The organism is Leptospira interrogans (genome assembly GCF_900156205.1).
Lineage (GTDB): Bacteria > Spirochaetota > Leptospiria > Leptospirales > Leptospiraceae > Leptospira > Leptospira interrogans.
In genome coordinates this window covers 5,001-22,519 of record NZ_FTNA01000009.1, presented here as the reverse complement: position 1 = coordinate 22,519, position 17,519 = coordinate 5,001, and the positions used below count along the sequence as shown (strand labels likewise).

Sequence of the window (17,519 nt, the reverse complement as noted above, 5' to 3'; positions counted from 1 at the left end):
TCTGCTACTTTTAAGTGTAATTCTCGTTAAACTTGACTCCTTATGCCTCTTAAAGAGTATATCGGAAGAATGAATAAAATTGAAAAGTTGCTTCAGACTTCCAGAATTGGTATGATCACCAATCAAAGCGCTTTCGGACCAGATGGAGAATATCACTTTCAATCCATTCACAAACGTTACGATCTAAAGAAAATATTCCTCCCAGAACACGGACTTTTTGCAGAACTTCAAGATCAGGTTTCCGGTTCCAGTCTGAGATATAATCTAGATGAAGTAGAATTTATCAATCTTTACGGAGATCAAGAATCTAGTTTGATTCCAGATTCGGTTTCTTTAGAAGGATTAGACATAGTCATCATAGACATTAGAGATACTGGAGCACGTTATTATACTTTTCTTACAACTGCTTATTATTTTTTAGAAGAAATTTCTAAATGGAATTCTTCAGGAAAAAATGAAATTTCAGTAATTATTTTTGATTCTACCAATCCTGCAGGAAAAAAAATCGAAGGTTCTCCTCTTCAAAAAGAATTTGAATCTTTTGTAGGAGTGAGAGGTGTTTTACATCGTCATGGTTTGACCCCTGGAAAATTACTTTCTTATTATCAGAAAGAATTTCATTTAAACGTAAAGATCAGAATCGTAAATAAAGGATGGTATAAAAAGAAAGATTCAGAATTTAGTTGGATTCCACCTTCTCCCAATATTCCATTTCGCTCAACTTGTTATGTTTATTCTGGTCAATGTCTTTTGGAAGGAACCAATCTTTCTGAAGGCAGAGGAACTACAAGACCTTTTGAAACTTTTGGAGCTCCTTATATAAATGAAGAAAACATTCGTATTCGAAAAGTTTTAGAAGAATCTCAAGGAGGAAGTTTGATCTTAAGACCTTTGAAATTTATTCCTACCTTTCACAAACATAAGGATCTAGTCTGTGGTGGTTTTCAAATTTTGTTAAAAAAACCAGAGAAGTTTCACAGTCTATTTTTTACCCTAAAGCTGATTCGTACACTCAGCGAAGAATATCCAAATGATTTTGCTTATAGAGCAGGTGCATACGAATTCAGATCGGATCGTTCCGCAATCGAACTTTTGGTTGGAGATCGTTTTCTTTTGGATTATTTAAAGGGAAAACATTCTGATTCCATTGTATTCCAATATTTGAATGAACAAGAACGCACTTGGAAAAGAAAATGTAAAGAGATGGAATTATTTTAAGAACCGACGCGTTCAGCTTCTCTAAAAACTCAGAACTTTTTAATTTTGAATCGATTATAACCTTAAATTCTCATCTTTGTATGAAATTGCCTTTTTGCAGTCATCGCAAAAATTGACAACCCATTTGATAACAGTTTACGTAATTACTCCATTCCTATTCCGCGCAATGTGTAGTTAGAATGTAGGATCTCCTTCAAAAAAGCTAACTACTCTGGGTTAGACGGAGTTTTTAGATTTTATCGTAAAATTTAAATTTGCGGTAGTTCCCACATCAAAGAAGAATTAAGATAAATCAAATGTTCGGAAAAATTCTATTCAATCAGATTTCCAGAGATACTTGAATCTTTTGTTGTGCTCGATTGGCGGATCATTCATCTTAGACCATTTTATAGATTCTCCCGAAAAAGTCATGTCTGGCTTTACGTGATTCTAACGGAAATTACCTAAATTTAAATTGAAGAGAAAATTATGATCAAAAATCAAAAAATTGTAATGAAGCAGAAAACATTTGTTGTATTTTTACTTCTTTTTATTCTTCCAACAGCCTTATTTCCCTGGGGAACTCACTACCTCATTATGGATCAAATATTAGAACATCCTTCTATGAAATTTATATCCGGAGAAGTAGAATCTGAATCCTTGGATTCTTTCGTAAAAAAAGAAAAGAATTCTCTAAAAGTTTTATTTGACGAGTTTGCAGTTTGGGAAGAATCCAGAGGATCAAAACGATTTAAAAAAATTGAATTTCATCCAGAAACCGCATCGGTTATAGAATTTTTAAAAGCGGCAAGACTAAACCCCGCTACTCGATTTTTGGAAGTGGAAAGAATTCTTCCCGGTTCTAAACCAATGATTGGAAACGTTCCAGTTTCCTCAATCACTCCTTATCTTTTAGATCATTCCGAACTTCCAGCAAGGTTTCAATCTACACTCGGAAAAAAAGTCAAACTTAGAAACATTCTCTATACATTTATCGATGAACCAGATTGGGGAATGGATCATGACCTTTGGAATCTTCAAGAATATGGATATGGAAAACAACCTTATGGAAAAGCAGAAGGAGAAGGTAGTAAAGCTCCTTTTCATATGCAATTCCAAAATGAAAATTGGATTCTTTCCCTTTTTGTTCCCGAAGTTGTAAAAGGTGGAATGATCTTAGATCGGATCGAGTTGTTTTCTCGCCTTTCCAAATTGGCGGGAAAAACGGGACACAATTATTGGCAGTATCGTTTTGCTACTTGGGCTTGTCATTATATCCAAGACATAGGACAACCGTATCATTCCAAGGCAGTTCCCGACGCAGACTTCTCGTATTACGCCCGTTATATCTTTTCATCAAAAGAAACAAAAAAAGATATGAAAGCCAAAGCTACTCAACTTGTAACCAATCGCCATTTTTTGTACGAAGATTTTATCTCTTACAATTTGATAGATTTTTACAAGAACCCCACTACTCGGACCTTAACCGAATTTTTAGTACAAAATTCAAAAGATTTTCCTTCGTTTTCGTCTAACGAAGATTTGATGAAATTCGTAGGCAAAGAGGCTTCCGTTCACGCCTTTCAAATCAACCAATCGATCATAGATACTTTTGGAGAAAAATATACAATGAAACCTGAATATGATCTGGAAAAGGAACTTGGGACCAAAATGAAGGAAATCATTCCCACATTAAATTCGGAAAAAAGAAATCTTCTTTTAAAAGAAGCGGGTAGAGATTTTTCTCTAACAGGTTTCGCAACCAGAGAAATGTTACATTTGATTTTACAAGATTCAAATCATAAAAATTAGATTTCAGCTAGAACATTTATTCTAAGTTTCGAAAAATGTTTTATAAACTTATCTGAAAACTTTAAAAAAATCATCTTGAATCTTGTAATAAACTATAGTAATTTTTACAGATTACGTTATTTGTAACTGCTTAAGAATTTTTAAACAATATCTTTCATATTAGAGTTGTTGAAAAATAAATTCTCTATCCGTTTCTGTTGCATTGAAATGGACAATTGAAGTAATTTTGTTGATCCCCATTATGGAATTTTTCAACAACTCTATTATAAAGGATTAATAATATTCTTTCCACCAAACTCAAATTAAATGCAAAAAGAATTTACCTTTTATAAAAACTACAGAGAAAAAGAAAAGCTTAGAGAAGCGTTTTTTCAATTTACTCCCAAAGCACTTTATGGAGCAGACTTTCGCCTTTGGTATCAGCTCGGGTTCTGGGAAAATTCTTACATTCCTTATTCTTTTTTTAAAGACGAAATTATAGTCTCTAATGCTTCCGTATGCGAAATGAAAATTATATTAAACGGACAAGAATTTGACGCGGTTCAATTGGCAACAGTAGGAACTTTGCCAGAATATCAGCATCAGGGTCTTTCTCGCAAACTCATCGAACATATTTTAGAAGATTACAAATCTAAAACTTCGTTTTTTTTCTATTTGGAAACGAAAACGTATTAGATTTTTATCCTAAATTTGGGTTTCGAAAAATAGAAGAATCCTGTTTTGTTTGCAAGAATCTTAGTCCATTTCGCAGAAAAAAATCTTCCCTGAATTTTCAAATCTTGAACGTAAATTCGGAAAAAGATAGAATCTTATTTCGTAAAATTACTTCTTCTGCTAAATCGACTACAAATCGATTTGGAGTTATACAATATGAATTTATTTTATCTTTTTATTGGATTTATGTATATCCAGAGAACTTTTATTACTTTCCGGAAAACGATTCTATCTTGGTTCTACATCTAGATAAAAAGGTTTTATGGATATATGATATTCTTTGTAGAGATTCTTTTTCCATTTCTAAATTTCTCTTAGATTGGAATTTAGAAGATATAGAAGAAATTCGTTTTGGCTTTTGCCCAGATCGGTTCGATCTTTTGAATTTGGAAATTAAAAACGATATTATTACTCAAACAGATTCTCCTTTGTTTGTAAAAGGTTTTCAATCAGCATTGAAATCTACTTTTTTATTTCCCATGTTGGCAAGAGCCTAATTGAAATAATAAGAATGTCAGTATCTATTTTAGTTTACAACTTTCATATTTTTTAATATTTTATTTTAACAATATTTGTGCCAAAATTATATTAGAGCTTGTCCCAAAACCTCAAAAAATTTTTTCTCTATAATTTTTTAGAAATTTTTAATATTCTGTAGCAGGTTCCTACAAATTAGGTCGCAATTTGCAAAATTTCGAGCAGTTTTAATGTCGTTAAATTTTCGCGCTAGTTCTTACATTTTGTGAAACTCAAATCTCATTTCCTAAAGGCCGTTCGATAAGTTTTGGGACAAAGTCTTAACGACAGAATTTATAATTTCCATTTTAAAAACGATTTATAAAAAAACCTTTATAAAATCTAAAAATAATAATCGTATATTCAAATTTTTATATGAAATCTCTATTTTGATACCTTCATCAAATTAAAAATTCATTTTATGAATTCTTATTGATCTTTAAAAAATTGAGTACCATAAATCTTTACTACAAACCCTATTTCGGTGCAAAATGCTGAAACTTTATTCTAATAGTTCTAAGCAGAAGAACATAAAAAAAGGTTTGATTCACCTCATTTTATTTTAGTCTCAAAATAAAAATGAACTTTGCGGTATTTTTATCGTTTAAATTTATGGTAGCTCTTATGAACTTTATAACATTATAAATTAATTATGGTTTTCAAAAGTTATATAGTCACTACTCATAACTATATAATAAAGTACCTAATATTTTGCATGGAATTAGTATTTTGTGATAAAATTAACGGTACTCAATTTTATAGAGATCAGTAATGTTAGTTCGGTTTAAAAAAATGAAAAAGAATACAAGCAAAAGAAAAATAATGTTCCTATTTTGTATTGTAGCGGAAATATAACTTTTATGAAATGTGGGAACTACTGCAAAATTTCGTTGTGAAAGCACGATTTAAAATCACAAAAAAATAAAAAGAGACGCAAATTGTGGGAATTATTCCATTTTGAGAAAAGATAAATTTTTCAGAATTAGAAATTCATTACACCAAACACACTTTAACTGGAAATGTACGAGTTCCTACATCCTAATTATTTCTTTTTGTTTGAATAAAAACCAACAAATTCACTCTGAATTGAAAGTTACTCGTAACTTCAAGATTTAGACCAAGCGTTTTTAGACGTTAAAACCCGGATAGCCGCCGCCTTCCTACGATTTTGAGTGATTTCTCGATTTGACTTTACCTTATCAACCAAATGGGAAGTGGCGGTAGTAGGATGTCCTGAAGTAAACGGAGGGGCTGGATTGTATTCAATCATAAGTTGAATTTCTTCGGCGAGTTCGGAGCCGAAAAATTCTGCAGTTAAAAAAAGAGCAAAATCGATTCCAGCAGTAACACCACCTCCGGTAATTCGGTTACGATCCTTTACAAAACGTTCGCTGGAAATCTGAACCGGAAATAATTTTAAAACATCTAAAGACATCCAATGAGTAGTAGCTTTATAACCGTCGAGAAGACCGGCAGACGCAAGAACCAAAGAACCGGTACAAACCGAAGTGATGAATCTAGAATTTACGGTTTTTCTTTTGAGAAAATCCAAAACAGTAAATTCTTCCATTAGAAGAGTTGTTCCGGGACCACCAGGCACAAGTAGAATATCAAGATCTGGACAATCCGCAAAATCAAAGTCCGGGATCAACTTCATACCAGATTCCGACTGAACTGGATCTTTAGATTGTGCAAATAAAAATATTTTTACGTTTGGGATTCTTGAAAAAACTTCATAAGGTCCTGTAAAATCGAGTTGGGTAACTCCCGGGAAAATAAAAATTCCGATAGAGAAATTAGCATGCGGCATAAATTTAAAGAATAGATTATGTAAAGTGACTTACAAGTCATTTTTGATTTTAAAATTCTTACAGAGATGCAAAAAACCAGGAGTAAATAAACTAGGTCTGTGAATTATCAAAAATATTTATTTTTAGATGTAGGAGATACAATTCTCCATCTAAAAAAATCCGCCGGAGAAACATATCTTGAAATCCTTTTACAAGCAGGGTTACAAAAGAAAGAGAATGCGGGAGAGATTTACAGAAGAGCATTCACTGAGTCTTGGCAAAAAATGCAAAAAAATTCTCCACCAGAACATAGAGATAAATACCAATTTCATTCAGGAGGAACTCCAGGTTGGTGGAAGGAACTACTTGAAGATTTTTTGAAAAGAGTTCCAGACCAAGTCTCAATTGAAAAAGCGTTTCCGATTATATATCATAAATTTGCAGACCCCGAACTATGGACCTTGGATCCAGGTTTTTGGAAACTTAAAGATTATTGTAAAGAAGAAAACTGGGGACTCGGAGCAATTTCAAATTGGGATCACAGACTCAGAGCACTTTTAGAAGCAAAAGGAATATTAGAATATTTGAATCCTGTAATTGTAAGTGCCGAATTTGGGTATGAAAAACCTTCTCCAAAAATATTTGAAGAAGCGATGCGTTTAGTAGGACTTTCGGGTGATTGTTTAGTTTACTGTGGCGATAAATACGAATTGGATATAAAAATACCAAAATCATTAGGTTGGAGGTCTTATTTAAAAGGAGAAAAAGGAGATCTAAAAACTTTATCCGAGTTAATTCAATTTTTATAAATTAGATCTATAAAAGAAATCAAGATTGAAATCATGTGTTCTTTACAACCACAATCTTATACTTCAATTTCTGCTCAGAACTACATAATAAAAAACCAAATCCAATAGTTTACACTCCAAAAAAGTAAATTCAGCGAAAAAAATCTGGGCAAATCTGCTTTGCCGAGCCACACCTTCAGCTATAGTCAATAAATTGCATGAAAGAAATGTAATGCGTTATTTCGCTTTTAGCTTCAATTTAGAACGCGATTCGTCGAACGATCTGCAGAGCGACCCGTAGGAGCGATGCATTGAATTCAGGAATGAAACGTTGAGTTACTTCGGGCGGGACTATAGAAGCGAGACGCTGAGTTTGAGAGAGTGTTCTGCTGAATTATCGTTTTCGCATCGGATTCTATCGAATTCACATTATCCACAAAAAGATTCGATAATAGAGTTGTTGAAAAATCCCATAGTAGAGATTAATAAAATTGTTTTAATCGGCCGTTTCCATACAACGAAAACTAATGGAATTAATTTTTCAATGATTCTATTATTTTTCTAAATCCTCTCACACTAAAAATTTATTATTGAACAGTTAAATTATAATATATTAAAGTTATAATTCTATCTACCAAATGGAGCGATGAAACTCCGTAAAACCATAAACATCTCGGAAAGAAATGTTTTTTTTATCCGTAAAGCGAAATTTACCCGAAAATTTTCCAACAAATTGTCTGAAATATAATTTGGAAACAATTAGATTCATTTTATCTTTTCTTTCTCCTTCCGGAACGAATGTGAGATTTACAAAATCTTCTTCATCGTAAATTTTCCAAGGTTTGGTGGGATCTTTTTGAGAAAAATCGAAGATTATTCTGGAAATCCTCTTTCGCTTTCGATTGATCCAAAATGCGTTTTCGGAAAAAAAAGTTTCATTCACTAAAGCTGCAAAGTTAGCGCCAATTGAAGTTCGATTGGAAAGGATCCCACCAAACGCCGCCCAATACCAATTGGTTTCTCTTCTGAGATAGCCTCCGGACCAATCATAAAGAATTGTAGTTTTTTTACGATCGAATGAAAGAGATTTATCTTGATAAGAAATTTCTAATGAACTTGGAATTAGAGGAGAACATTTTTCAGTAAAAGTCCAATGAGTAGGTTCAGAAGGATTTAGAACTCTCAAAGGAGAATGACTTTTGAGTGCAAAATCCGCTTGAAATTGAAACCGCAATTTATTTCCTAAAAAAGCGTCTACGTCAAGTGTACCTTTAGGGTGTGATTTGTAGATATTTAGAAAAGAACTTCCTTTTTGGAATTGGATCTTATATTCGTCCGGATTGACTGGAAATTGTAATTTGTTTTCATTATCTAAACCTTTAGTATCAAACTCAAATAAAATTCCATCTTTGTAATGATATAAATAAGTAAATACATTATACACATATCCAAGACTAACAACAGCAAAACCAATTAAGAATTCGTCTGTGATAATTCCAATATAATTGAATTTTTTAAATGCAAAACGTTTTCTAAATCCGCTAATTTCTTTACCAAAAAAATCCAACAGTTGAAACTCTTTATAATTAAATTCAACCGGACCATCAAATACCCCGTAGTTGACTTTATTTTCAGCGCCTATGACTTTCATTTTGATCAGTTAGATTAATGCAAAAGGTTTAAAATGCAATGTAAATATTGTATTGTTTACAATTTCGCTTTACTTTTATTTTTTTTAGATCAGCATTGGCCTCCAATTCAACGCTTATGGTAGAAACAAAAAGCCAGAATTCTTCCAAATCTTACGGCCTTGATGAGGCCGACCTTAAAATTCTAAAATCTAAAAAAACATCTCGTGAAATTTCTATTCTACTTTATCGAGTTCTTTATAGAACGGAAGAAGTACAACAAGGTGCAGTTAAAGTTCTAAAAGAAATGTTATTAAGGACTCATACCAATCATCCCGACTTGTTTCCGATTTTAGACCGAACTAAATTCACCAAAGATATGATTGATCTCTACAAAACTTCTTCATCTCTAATCCCTGAAAAGTTAGAATTATTCTTTAACGCGGTTCACATATCTTTTCAAAACGAAATTCTTTATCTAGTAGGTAAATCCGTTCAATTTTCTTTCGACATTATCTTTGTCGTGATTGAGACAATTTTAAATGAAATGAATCTTCCCGAAAATGAAAGAACCGTGAATATGAAGGACAGAGAAACGATTCTAAAAAATTTCAGAGCTTACAACGACCTTTCCAAAATCTTCAACAAAATCGGAAACACAAAGGTAGTGATCGACAAGAAGGACGACATTATCACCGAAATTTCCATTCTTCATAAAGACATCACAATCATATCGATAGAAAGTATGTTTCGTCATATATTAGCCCAGCTCTTACTTTCTAAAAAATATAATTGTGGAAACTTAATCGAAAAGTGGGCTCAAGAATACGGAATGGAAGATAACATTCCTTCGATGAAACGTGTAATACCGGAAAAAACTCCTCTTACCGAATTTAGACTTCAATTTACAAACGCGGTCAAAATTCTAAAAGAAGAGAATGAAATGGATCTGATGTTTTTGAGAACTTTGGCAAATTATTATTCTTCGTGGGTAACCCAGGTTTCCGAACAAATCCCATCTTAATAAGAAACATAATAATATTATGATATTTTTAATAAATAAAATATCGCATAAATCGTAGCAGAAAAATTTTAAAAATCAAAAATTCTTCTTTCAAAAAAGATTACAATAATTATAACTTTCTTTTCAAGGGTTTTAACAGCATAACAACTACTTTGTTTGAGAGTTTCTTGGATCGTTTTAATTTTGATGTAGAGAATTTCAGATAACTACTCAAAACTATATAATAAATTACCCAATCTAATAGTTTACACTTCAATAATAGAATTGTTGAAAAATGAATTCCCCATCCGTTCCATAGAAACGTCGATTGAAACAGTTTTGTTAAACTTGAACTATGGAATCTTTCAACAATTCTAATGTAAATCCAGCGTAAAAAAACCGGAACGAATCCGGCTTCGCTGTACTACTTTCAACTCCAGTCAATAAATTGAAGTTTATCTGTAAAACCTGGATTTGTGGGAGTTTCCACAGATTACTTTTTTTGAGACTTTATAAGTTTTTAAATAAAATTTTCACCATTAAACTAACGTTAGTAATTCCCAAATTTTGGAACAAAATTAGTTTAATCGTTTGAGAGAAGCACCTAAAGAATAAACGGCAACTGCTAAAACGACGTGAAAAATGTCTACGTTCAAAACTGGTCCCCTAGATCCAGATGTTCCAATCACAAGCCCCGCAAGAATAAAAAGAATCGCGCCTAAAATCCCATATAAAGCCGGGACTTTATTTTCTCCAGAATTTTTACGAATACAAACAAGAATTGCCGTAATCATAGAAATTCCACCTAACACAGTAGATACGATTGGAAGTGGAAAGATATAACCAAAAATCAAATAAAAAGACAACAAAACTCCTCCAACTGGATAGAGATTATTTTTTTTCAACTTTTTGATTCCAATATGAAAAAAACCGGTTCCAATCAATGGTACTCCCACAAAAGAAGCAAAACCCACTGCAAAACGATAAATAGGATCTAAAACTTCGATTCCTAAAAAGTGAATCGTTCCTAAACCGGCAGAAATTCCTATCGCAAGAAATCCTATAAAACCCGCAGATTTCGAATAAGAAGTTTCATTTTTAATTTGAATCGCGACAAAGATGGATACAAGACTTAAAATGAAATCGGAAAAAACGGTAGTCAATTGCATGGAAAATGATCTTTATTATAGAAACAATTTTTGCAATTCTTTTTCAAAAAACAAATGACTGTATTGCCTGGATTTGTTTAAATAAATCCAAGTATTTTACGTCAAAATAAATCTACATGCGTAATTTAGAATGTAATTTGAGAAATTAAAATTTGTAATTTAAACTCCTCAATAAACTTTATGAATCACATTGAGAAATATTTTCCTCACAATTCATCACGTTTTTTATATATACTTTTGATTTGAAAGAACGTTCTGCTAAATCTCCTACGCTTCAATCGAATTCTATCGAACTTACATGAAACAGCACTTTGTAACAAACATTTAGGTGTTTAATTTTATAGAGATAACTAACGTGAACTTGTGGAAAAATAATTTTTTAAAATAACAACTTCCATATTATTCTCGGAGTTATATAATAAAACACCGCAATTTTATCGTAAAAGCCTGTTTGAATGCAAAATATTCTTCTGTTTATATAATATGAGTCCGGCATAAGAAAAAATTTTCTAAAAGTATGAATTTCTACAATTTTAGAATTTGTTCGTAAAATCGTGGTTTGCAGTAGTTCCCACATCATTACAGACAAATTTAAGTTTTGTGGGAGTTCCCGCACTTGATTGAATACGAAAGATTCAATTGTTATAAACTTCTATTTTATAAATTATGAGAATTCCCACATTGAAAGAATCGATCTGTAAAGTTCCAATTCTTTCAGAAGAATAAATCATAGATCCTAAACAAATTCACGTTATATACTTTCTAAGTAACTACAATTACTAATCTCTATAAAATTGAGTACCGTTAATTTTATCACAAAACGCTGGTTCCATATAAAAATTAGGTACTTTATTATATAGTTATGAATAATAACAAAACTCACTACAAAGTGAGCCATTCCACAGATCTCTCATCAATGAGTAGTGTATAACTTTGAAAAATCCTTTTAGAAAACTTATACAAAATTATAAAGTCCAAAGATAACATTTTTACTACGAAGACGTATCAAAATAATATTATGGATTTATAAAAAAGATAAAATGCAGAAACTATTTCCAAAAGCCATGAATTCCGGAATTATTCAGAAGTATAAAATATCTAGCACTTTGCACTGAAACAGAACCTTACAATAAAAAATGCGGTACCAATTTGATAGGAATCAGTAATGGTATTTTGTAAAACGTCTACACGAAGACCTATCGTTTATTTTATGAGTTTTTATAAACTTATAAAACCGATTCTGAGTTTAGAATACTCGTAATCGTTCAATAAATTCTACGGATTGCCTGAGAAATCCTTTGAATATTATCTTTTGTTAAATTAGGGTAAATTGGAATACAATGGCCTCTTTGAAAGAGCCTTTCTCCATTTGGAAAATCTGCATTAGAAAGTTCTAAAATATGATGAATTGGTTCTTCCATTACTCTTTGAGTTCCAATCTGTAAAGAGCGAAAATATCTTTCTACTTGTTCGTAACTTCCAGGAGCAAGAATAATAAAACGATTGAATGTATCTAAATTTGGATCTCCATACCAAGTTTTAACTGAAGTTCCTGAGATAGACTGTAAATAAACTTGCGCGATTTTTCTTTTTCTTTCTAAGATGATTCCAATTTTGGAAAGCTGTTCAATTCCAAGCGCTGCTTGATAGTCGATAAGATTATAGTCTAACTTGGGTTGCCCCTCTTTTCTTTGGTATGGTTCTTTACCTGTTTTCATCGCTCGAATTTTTTTAGCGAGTGGTTCTTGATCTGTAATGATCATAGCACCGTTTCCAGTTGTGATCATTTGATCTACTGAAAGTCCACAAACAGCAAGACTTCCTTGTTTCCCCGGAATAAAAGTTGCACTTTGTGCACCCAAAACTTCAGAAATATCTTCGATGACCGGAATTCCTTTAAAATCGTAACGTCTTGCATCTACCACAGAACCAAAAGAATGATCTAAAATAATCGCTTTAATAGAAGAATCTGCTAATTTTTGCGTCAGCTCTTCCGAATTTAGATGAAAAGAATTTTTATCCAGATCAATTACAACCGGAGTCGCTTTTAAAAGAAAAATGGCGTCAAGTGCTGAAACGGACGCAAATGTAGAAAGTGCGACTTTATCCCCTGCTTGAACATCCAACGCCAGAAGTGAGAGATGATAAGCAGAAGTAAGATGATTTGTGGAAATAACTTGTTTATAGCGGAAAGTGGAAGCAAATGCTTTTTCAAAACGTGTAGTTACATTTCCAGTTGTGAGATGATCCTCCACGAGACATTCTAAAACCGTTTTCAAATCTTCTCTGGAAAGAGTAGGCTTATGAAATTCAATTTCTGTCTTTTTTTTAGAATTCTTTTCTAAAATTTCAGTTTCGGTGCTACTCATGTCCAACTAACTCAGTTTCTAATAATTTTATTATGTCGCATTATGTATTTGAATTCGATCTCGTAAAGACCTTTTTCTACATCTTATAGACATAGTTTGCAATTGGATCAAAAAAGTACAAGAAAAATCTCTTCGTAAAACTGAAATTTTGTGGGAACTACTGCATTTTAGACCGAAACGAATCAACTCCAAGTTTTACCGATTTTACAAAATGAACTTCCTGAATTTAGAAATAGATCTTTTAATATGAAGATGTATGAAAATAATACTATGAGTTTATTGAAAAAATTAGAATAGGATGTGAGCCTATTTCAAAAATCGTCTTATTCCAAAATAAATAAGAGTTCCTAGATTCATTTATAAAATGATAGATCCTGATCAAAAACAGTGGAGTTCCCACATTTCAAAATTTTGCCATAAAATATAGATTTGTGAGAGTTCCCACAAATTAAGTCGTATTACAAATTTTAAAACATTCACTTTTTGTGATTCGATTCGCGGTAGTTCCTACATTTTACGAATCCCTACAAAATTGAGTGTCCATAAATGTTACGATAAAGTATCGGTTAACGTGTTTTCGGTATGATCCAATGCGAAAACGATCGAGTCGCAGAACCTTCTTTTAAGCTCAGCGTATCGCTTCTATTGGCACTCGCTCGACAGATCACGTTCTATAACAAATTAAATTTAGGAAAAGATTTTGTTTTCAAGCGAATCTTCAACTCAAGTTGTTGATCGGAGCTGAAAGCGTAATCCAAAACGCCGGAGGATTCGCCCAAACTTTTTTATGTAGAATTAACATGACTGATGTGTAAACGATTGAGTATTTTATTATATAATTTTGAGTAGGAATGATTTGTAAAGTTCAGATTTCAACTTTTTTTAGAAGAATGAATCACCAATATTCCTCCACAAACTCATGTTATTTACGAAACGGAAATTGAGTTTGTATAAAACTCACTATATCCGATTCAAATTGAGGCCCATGTTCTTGATAAACAAATTTTGGAGGAGAAGATACTTGTTTGAGAAAATTACATCTCATACGACTACATTCTTCCGGAATAGATGAGGCCCATATTGCACCTAAAACGGAATACCCATGATCATATTTCATAGATGTAAGTTGATTTAAATTTTTATCATAAATTTTAATTTCAGTTCCAGCTTGCAAGGAAGCATAACTTGGAATCAAACCAAAACTTAATACCGAAAAAACAGAGGAGAATAATTGAATTACGCTACTTCCGAAGTGTTTTGGAGTTTGAAAAGCAGGAGTATGAATTCCTAATACATAATAATCAGTTCCTATATCTTTTAATTTAAAGATACGTTCCTCACCTTTTTTTTCTACACTTGTTACGTATGTCAATTCAAGAACACCACTTTCTTTGACTTCATTTAAATAATCTTGAACAAACTTTTTTACCTTATCCGAAGAAACGTCCTTTCTATAACCAACAGATTTCAAATCAGATGCATAAACTCCATTCTGAAATTTGAATATAGTTCGATCTGGATAAACCAAACTCGCAGTATAAACCCGAGTTTCAGCAGAAGATTTAGTAATTTCAGTCTCATAAGGACGAAAACCTATATAAGTAATTTTTACTTTAGGTAAATTTGGAATCGAAGTATTTTCCGGGATGTTTTTTTCTACGTAATAATGATAATTACATTTTATTAAAGTAGTAATCATCATAAAAAAAATCGAAAAAACGAAAGTTTCCTTCCAAGAAAGACGTATCTTTTTTTTCTCTAATTTGGTCATAAAGTTCGCTTCCCGCTCTAAAAGTAATTTTGAATTTGTTCTATAAATCATCTGCTATTGAATCAAAATTGAACAATGATAATCTTTACAACAAATACCTTAAAATAAAAACAAATCATTACTACTAATCTCTATAAAGTTGAGTACCGCAAATTTTTATTGTAAAACCCAGCGCAAGCATACTGAGGGCTTTAATAGTTTTGAGTAATCCTCAAAATGATTCTAAAATGAATCGTAATTTTTTTTCAACCTAGATTTATATTCTTACGATTTATGATTTGTATAAGGAAATCTAAATAGAATAGAATTGTTGAAAAACTCCATAGTTCAATTAACAAAACTACTTCAATCGACCGTTTCCATGAAATAGAAAACAGATGGAGAATTGATTTTTCAACAACTCTAATAATTTTAATCTTCAAGTTTCTGTACGGAATTATTCTTTGTAATCATCAAAAAAATAAAAATCTATTTTACAAAAGTCTCATAATTTACTTAAATTTTCCAATACTTAAGGGTTGCTGCAAATAATTATAGAATCTGATTTTTACACTCAAATAGACTTTTGCGATAAAAATTCGCAACATTCTACTTTAAATAAAAGAATTAAAGTATCTAATCTATAACTTTCAAAAATTTTCATGATTCAAATTAGAACCGCTTCAATTAGCCGTTTTTAGAAACAGATGGGAAAATTAATTTTCAACAGCTCTAATTAAAGAACCTGAAAAAAATTTTCTATTTTTAAAAAAACAGAACCTAGATTTATTTAAACAATTACATCTCTATCAATAATTCAAAATAAATATTATAATATTTTAAAATATAAATAAATTATTCCATTTTCTATTACTACCAATAACAATAGAAAAAAATATTTTACACTAAATGATTCTTGCAATCAAGATTCGCTACTTGTTATATTGCTCTAAATCATCTTTGTAAAATTGAATACCATGAACTCCAAGGCAAATTTGTTATTTAACTTAGAATTTTAGACTCTATTTTGTAACCCTTAGCAAAACGAATTGATAAAACCACTTTATTACTGATACCTATAAAATTGAGTATCAAAATATTTGTCACAAAGTGCCGCTTTACGTAAGTTCAATATAATCGAATGCAAAGCAATTGAAATGTAGGAAAACTCAGTTAAACTGCTCTTACTAAACGTTATATTAAACAAGAATGTCCAAAATTCTATAGTAAACTAAAGATTTAGAACTTGCCCCAAAACCTCAAAGAATTTTACGAAATAATTCTTTAAAATTTTTAATAAAATGCAGTAGTTCCTACATTTTTGTGAAACTCAATACATCGCTTCTATGGTCGCTCTGCAAGTCGCATTTGGCAATTTACGAACTTTCGAGCAGCTCTAATCTCGTTAAATTTTCGTAGTAGTTCTCACATTGTAAGGTTTGGGGACAAGCTCTAAGTTCAAAATTTATAATACTTTATTTTATAAGAATCAGTAAAAATTAAATTTCTACGTAAAAATAATACAATAATTATATTTAAAAAGTATAATGTACTAATATATTCATACATCATGAGAAAAAGAACCTAAAACCCAGTATATAACCAAAATAATACCAATCCTTTTTATCATTTTTATTGGTGATAGCAAAGACACGCTGAGTTCAAATTCAGAAATCAAAACGGAAGATTCGTTTCAAAATTTATGGTACTATCTTCATCTTTAGATAAATTCACTTTTCAGAATAGAATCCGAATTTAAACTGACCGAAAAAATTCAATCCGGAAACGGTGTACCGAGCTCATTTTGAAAAAACTTCTTTTACTTTTTTTTATCTTTATTTTATTACTTTCGACGTGGATAGGATTGTATCTTTTCCGTATCTCTAAAGCTAAAAGTATATCTGAGTTTATTAATTCGATATACGATTTAAAAATTGATACAAAAGAGAATGAAAAGAAATTTTTAGCATCCACTTGGTCTTCCGATATAGTTGCAATGACACAAAATATTCATCTATATGACGAGATTCATCCCTTTCTTTATACTCTGGAAGGAGGTAGAACCAATACGGGCAAGATCAAGTCCATTTGGAATCATGAAGCTCAAGAAATTTATATTTGGACTTTAAAAACAATTTCCCCAAAAACAAAAATCATTCCAACGATCTTTCGATGGGAAAACGATTTCGAAAAAGTTTCGGATGCTATCGGACTCAACGGAAACGTAAAAATTCGTGACTATCATATTCAACAAATCTTAAAAGAGATCGATACTTACAATTACGACGGAATCGACATCGACTACGAAGGAATGACATGTGATAAAAAAGAAAGTTTCGAAATTTTTCTAACCCTCCTTTCCAAAGAATTAAAAAAGAAAAATAAACTCTTATCAGTTGCAATTCATCCTAAAACATTCGCTGAACAACCATCAGATTATTTTTGCAAAGAAAACGGCAAGAAGATGCAGGTTGATTTTTACGAAGCCTACAGAGGTCAACTTTCACACGACTATGAATTTCTAGGTAAAGTCGCAGATAAGGTCAAGATCATGGCCTACGAATTACATCCAAGGAAAAATGCCTTTCCGGGTCCTGGTCCACAAGCACCATCCTGGTGGATTGAAAGAATATTAGAATATTCTACTAAAAAAATCCCTAATTCTAAGCTATATATGGCAATTCCAACTTATGGCTACGACTGGCCATTAAACTGCGATATTCCCTCCAAGGCAGTTTTTTATTCCCGCGCTCAATATATCAAAACGAATTGGAATCCGAGGA

General features: G+C 31.6%; 13 protein-coding genes and 1 pseudogene (1 of these 14 only partly in view). 8 read left to right on the top strand and 6 right to left on the bottom strand.

The features are described 5' to 3' along the window. Positions 1-42 precede the first annotated feature (42 nt). From BW942_RS09385 to BW942_RS21725, 4 genes are all read left to right on the top strand, one after another. On the top strand, positions 43-1,218 hold the full coding sequence (locus tag BW942_RS09385) for a DUF1343 domain-containing protein (RefSeq protein WP_001128536.1): 1,176 nt from the start codon (positions 43-45) through the stop codon (positions 1,216-1,218). Between the two features lie 468 nt (positions 1,219-1,686). Then, positions 1,687-3,009 carry a phospholipase C/P1 nuclease family protein gene (locus BW942_RS09380; RefSeq protein WP_000594730.1) on the top strand — a complete coding sequence of 441 codons (1,323 nt, stop codon included), beginning with the start codon at positions 1,687-1,689 and terminating at the stop codon, positions 3,007-3,009. Between the two features lie 306 nt (positions 3,010-3,315). Then, positions 3,316-3,684, top strand: coding sequence for a GNAT family N-acetyltransferase (locus BW942_RS21730; protein ID WP_001977355.1), 369 nt, complete (start codon positions 3,316-3,318; stop codon positions 3,682-3,684). Positions 3,685-3,788: 104 nt separating this feature from the next. Further along, the gene (locus BW942_RS21725; RefSeq protein WP_001982411.1) at positions 3,789-4,220 is read left to right on the top strand and encodes a hypothetical protein; all 432 of its coding nucleotides are present in this window, start codon (positions 3,789-3,791) and stop codon (positions 4,218-4,220) included. Positions 4,221-5,344: 1,124 nt separating this feature from the next. Here the strand turns inward: BW942_RS21725 and BW942_RS09370 are convergent. Further along, positions 5,345-6,049 (bottom strand): DJ-1/PfpI family protein, encoded by a 705-nt coding sequence (locus BW942_RS09370; protein ID WP_001119768.1) that lies wholly within the window; start codon positions 6,047-6,049, stop codon positions 5,345-5,347. A gap of 99 nt (positions 6,050-6,148) precedes the next feature. On the opposite strand from BW942_RS09370, the gene BW942_RS09365 reads away from it, so the two are divergent. Beyond that, positions 6,149-6,838 (top strand): HAD-IA family hydrolase, encoded by a 690-nt coding sequence (locus tag BW942_RS09365; RefSeq protein WP_001109095.1) that lies wholly within the window; start codon positions 6,149-6,151, stop codon positions 6,836-6,838. A 610-nt stretch (positions 6,839-7,448) separates the two neighbouring features. On the opposite strand, the gene BW942_RS09360 is transcribed toward BW942_RS09365, so the two are convergent. After that, a complete protein-coding gene (locus BW942_RS09360; protein WP_000864365.1) occupies positions 7,449-8,468 on the bottom strand; it encodes a DUF2804 domain-containing protein in 1,020 nt (339 codons plus the stop codon). A 116-nt stretch (positions 8,469-8,584) separates the two neighbouring features. Between BW942_RS09360 and BW942_RS09355 the strand changes: the two genes are divergently transcribed. Beyond that, positions 8,585-9,469, top strand: a complete 885-nt coding sequence (locus BW942_RS09355) for an LIC_13029 family protein (protein WP_000230454.1) — start codon at positions 8,585-8,587, stop codon at positions 9,467-9,469. Positions 9,470-10,026: 557 nt separating this feature from the next. On the opposite strand, the gene BW942_RS09350 is transcribed toward BW942_RS09355, so the two are convergent. Beyond that, a complete protein-coding gene (locus tag BW942_RS09350; protein WP_001177666.1) occupies positions 10,027-10,617 on the bottom strand; it encodes a DUF6962 family protein in 591 nt (196 codons plus the stop codon). Positions 10,618-11,237: 620 nt separating this feature from the next. On the opposite strand from BW942_RS09350, the gene BW942_RS22225 reads away from it, so the two are divergent. Next, positions 11,238-11,318: a calcium-binding protein gene (locus tag BW942_RS22225; protein ID WP_368471397.1), complete on the top strand. Its 81-nt coding sequence runs from the start codon at positions 11,238-11,240 to the stop codon at positions 11,316-11,318. 564 nt (positions 11,319-11,882) lie between these two features. On the opposite strand, the gene BW942_RS09345 is transcribed toward BW942_RS22225, so the two are convergent. The 3 genes and pseudogenes from BW942_RS09345 to BW942_RS21720 form a co-directional block, all read right to left on the bottom strand. Next, a complete protein-coding gene (locus BW942_RS09345; RefSeq protein ID WP_001982414.1) occupies positions 11,883-12,986 on the bottom strand; it encodes a DegT/DnrJ/EryC1/StrS family aminotransferase in 1,104 nt (367 codons plus the stop codon). A gap of 922 nt (positions 12,987-13,908) precedes the next feature. After that, positions 13,909-14,757 carry an Lp29 family lipoprotein gene (locus BW942_RS09340; RefSeq protein WP_001982416.1) on the bottom strand — a complete coding sequence of 283 codons (849 nt, stop codon included), beginning with the start codon at positions 14,755-14,757 and terminating at the stop codon, positions 13,909-13,911. A 323-nt stretch (positions 14,758-15,080) separates the two neighbouring features. Continuing rightward, a pseudogene (locus BW942_RS21720) lies at positions 15,081-15,170 on the bottom strand (transposase); the annotation flags it as partial. 1,370 nt (positions 15,171-16,540) lie between these two features. Between BW942_RS21720 and BW942_RS09330 the strand changes: the two are divergent. Further along, positions 16,541-17,519: the 5' portion of a glycosyl hydrolase family 18 protein gene (locus BW942_RS09330; protein WP_000734960.1), read on the top strand. 302 nt of this gene lie beyond the right edge of the window; only the first 979 of its 1,281 coding nucleotides appear in the window; its start codon is at positions 16,541-16,543; its stop codon lies beyond the right edge, outside the window.

Excerpts from the sequence above, each read along its gene's own strand:
- BW942_RS09350 (WP_001177666.1), bottom strand. The coding sequence starts at position 10,617 with ATGCAATTGACTACCGTTTTTTCCGATTTCATTTTAAGTCTTGTATCC.
- BW942_RS09345 (WP_001982414.1), bottom strand. The coding sequence starts at position 12,986 with ATGAGTAGCACCGAAACTGAAATTTTAGAAAAGAATTCTAAAAAAAAG.
- BW942_RS09380 (WP_000594730.1), top strand. The coding sequence starts at position 1,687 with ATGATCAAAAATCAAAAAATTGTAATGAAGCAGAAAACATTTGTTGTA.
- BW942_RS09360 (WP_000864365.1), bottom strand. The coding sequence starts at position 8,468 with ATGAAAGTCATAGGCGCTGAAAATAAAGTCAACTACGGGGTATTTGAT.
- BW942_RS09385 (WP_001128536.1), top strand. The coding sequence starts at position 43 with ATGCCTCTTAAAGAGTATATCGGAAGAATGAATAAAATTGAAAAGTTG.
- BW942_RS09355 (WP_000230454.1), top strand. The coding sequence starts at position 8,585 with ATGGTAGAAACAAAAAGCCAGAATTCTTCCAAATCTTACGGCCTTGAT.
- BW942_RS09340 (WP_001982416.1), bottom strand. The coding sequence starts at position 14,757 with ATGACCAAATTAGAGAAAAAAAAGATACGTCTTTCTTGGAAGGAAACT.
- BW942_RS21730 (WP_001977355.1), top strand. The coding sequence starts at position 3,316 with ATGCAAAAAGAATTTACCTTTTATAAAAACTACAGAGAAAAAGAAAAG.
- BW942_RS09370 (WP_001119768.1), bottom strand. The coding sequence starts at position 6,049 with ATGCCGCATGCTAATTTCTCTATCGGAATTTTTATTTTCCCGGGAGTT.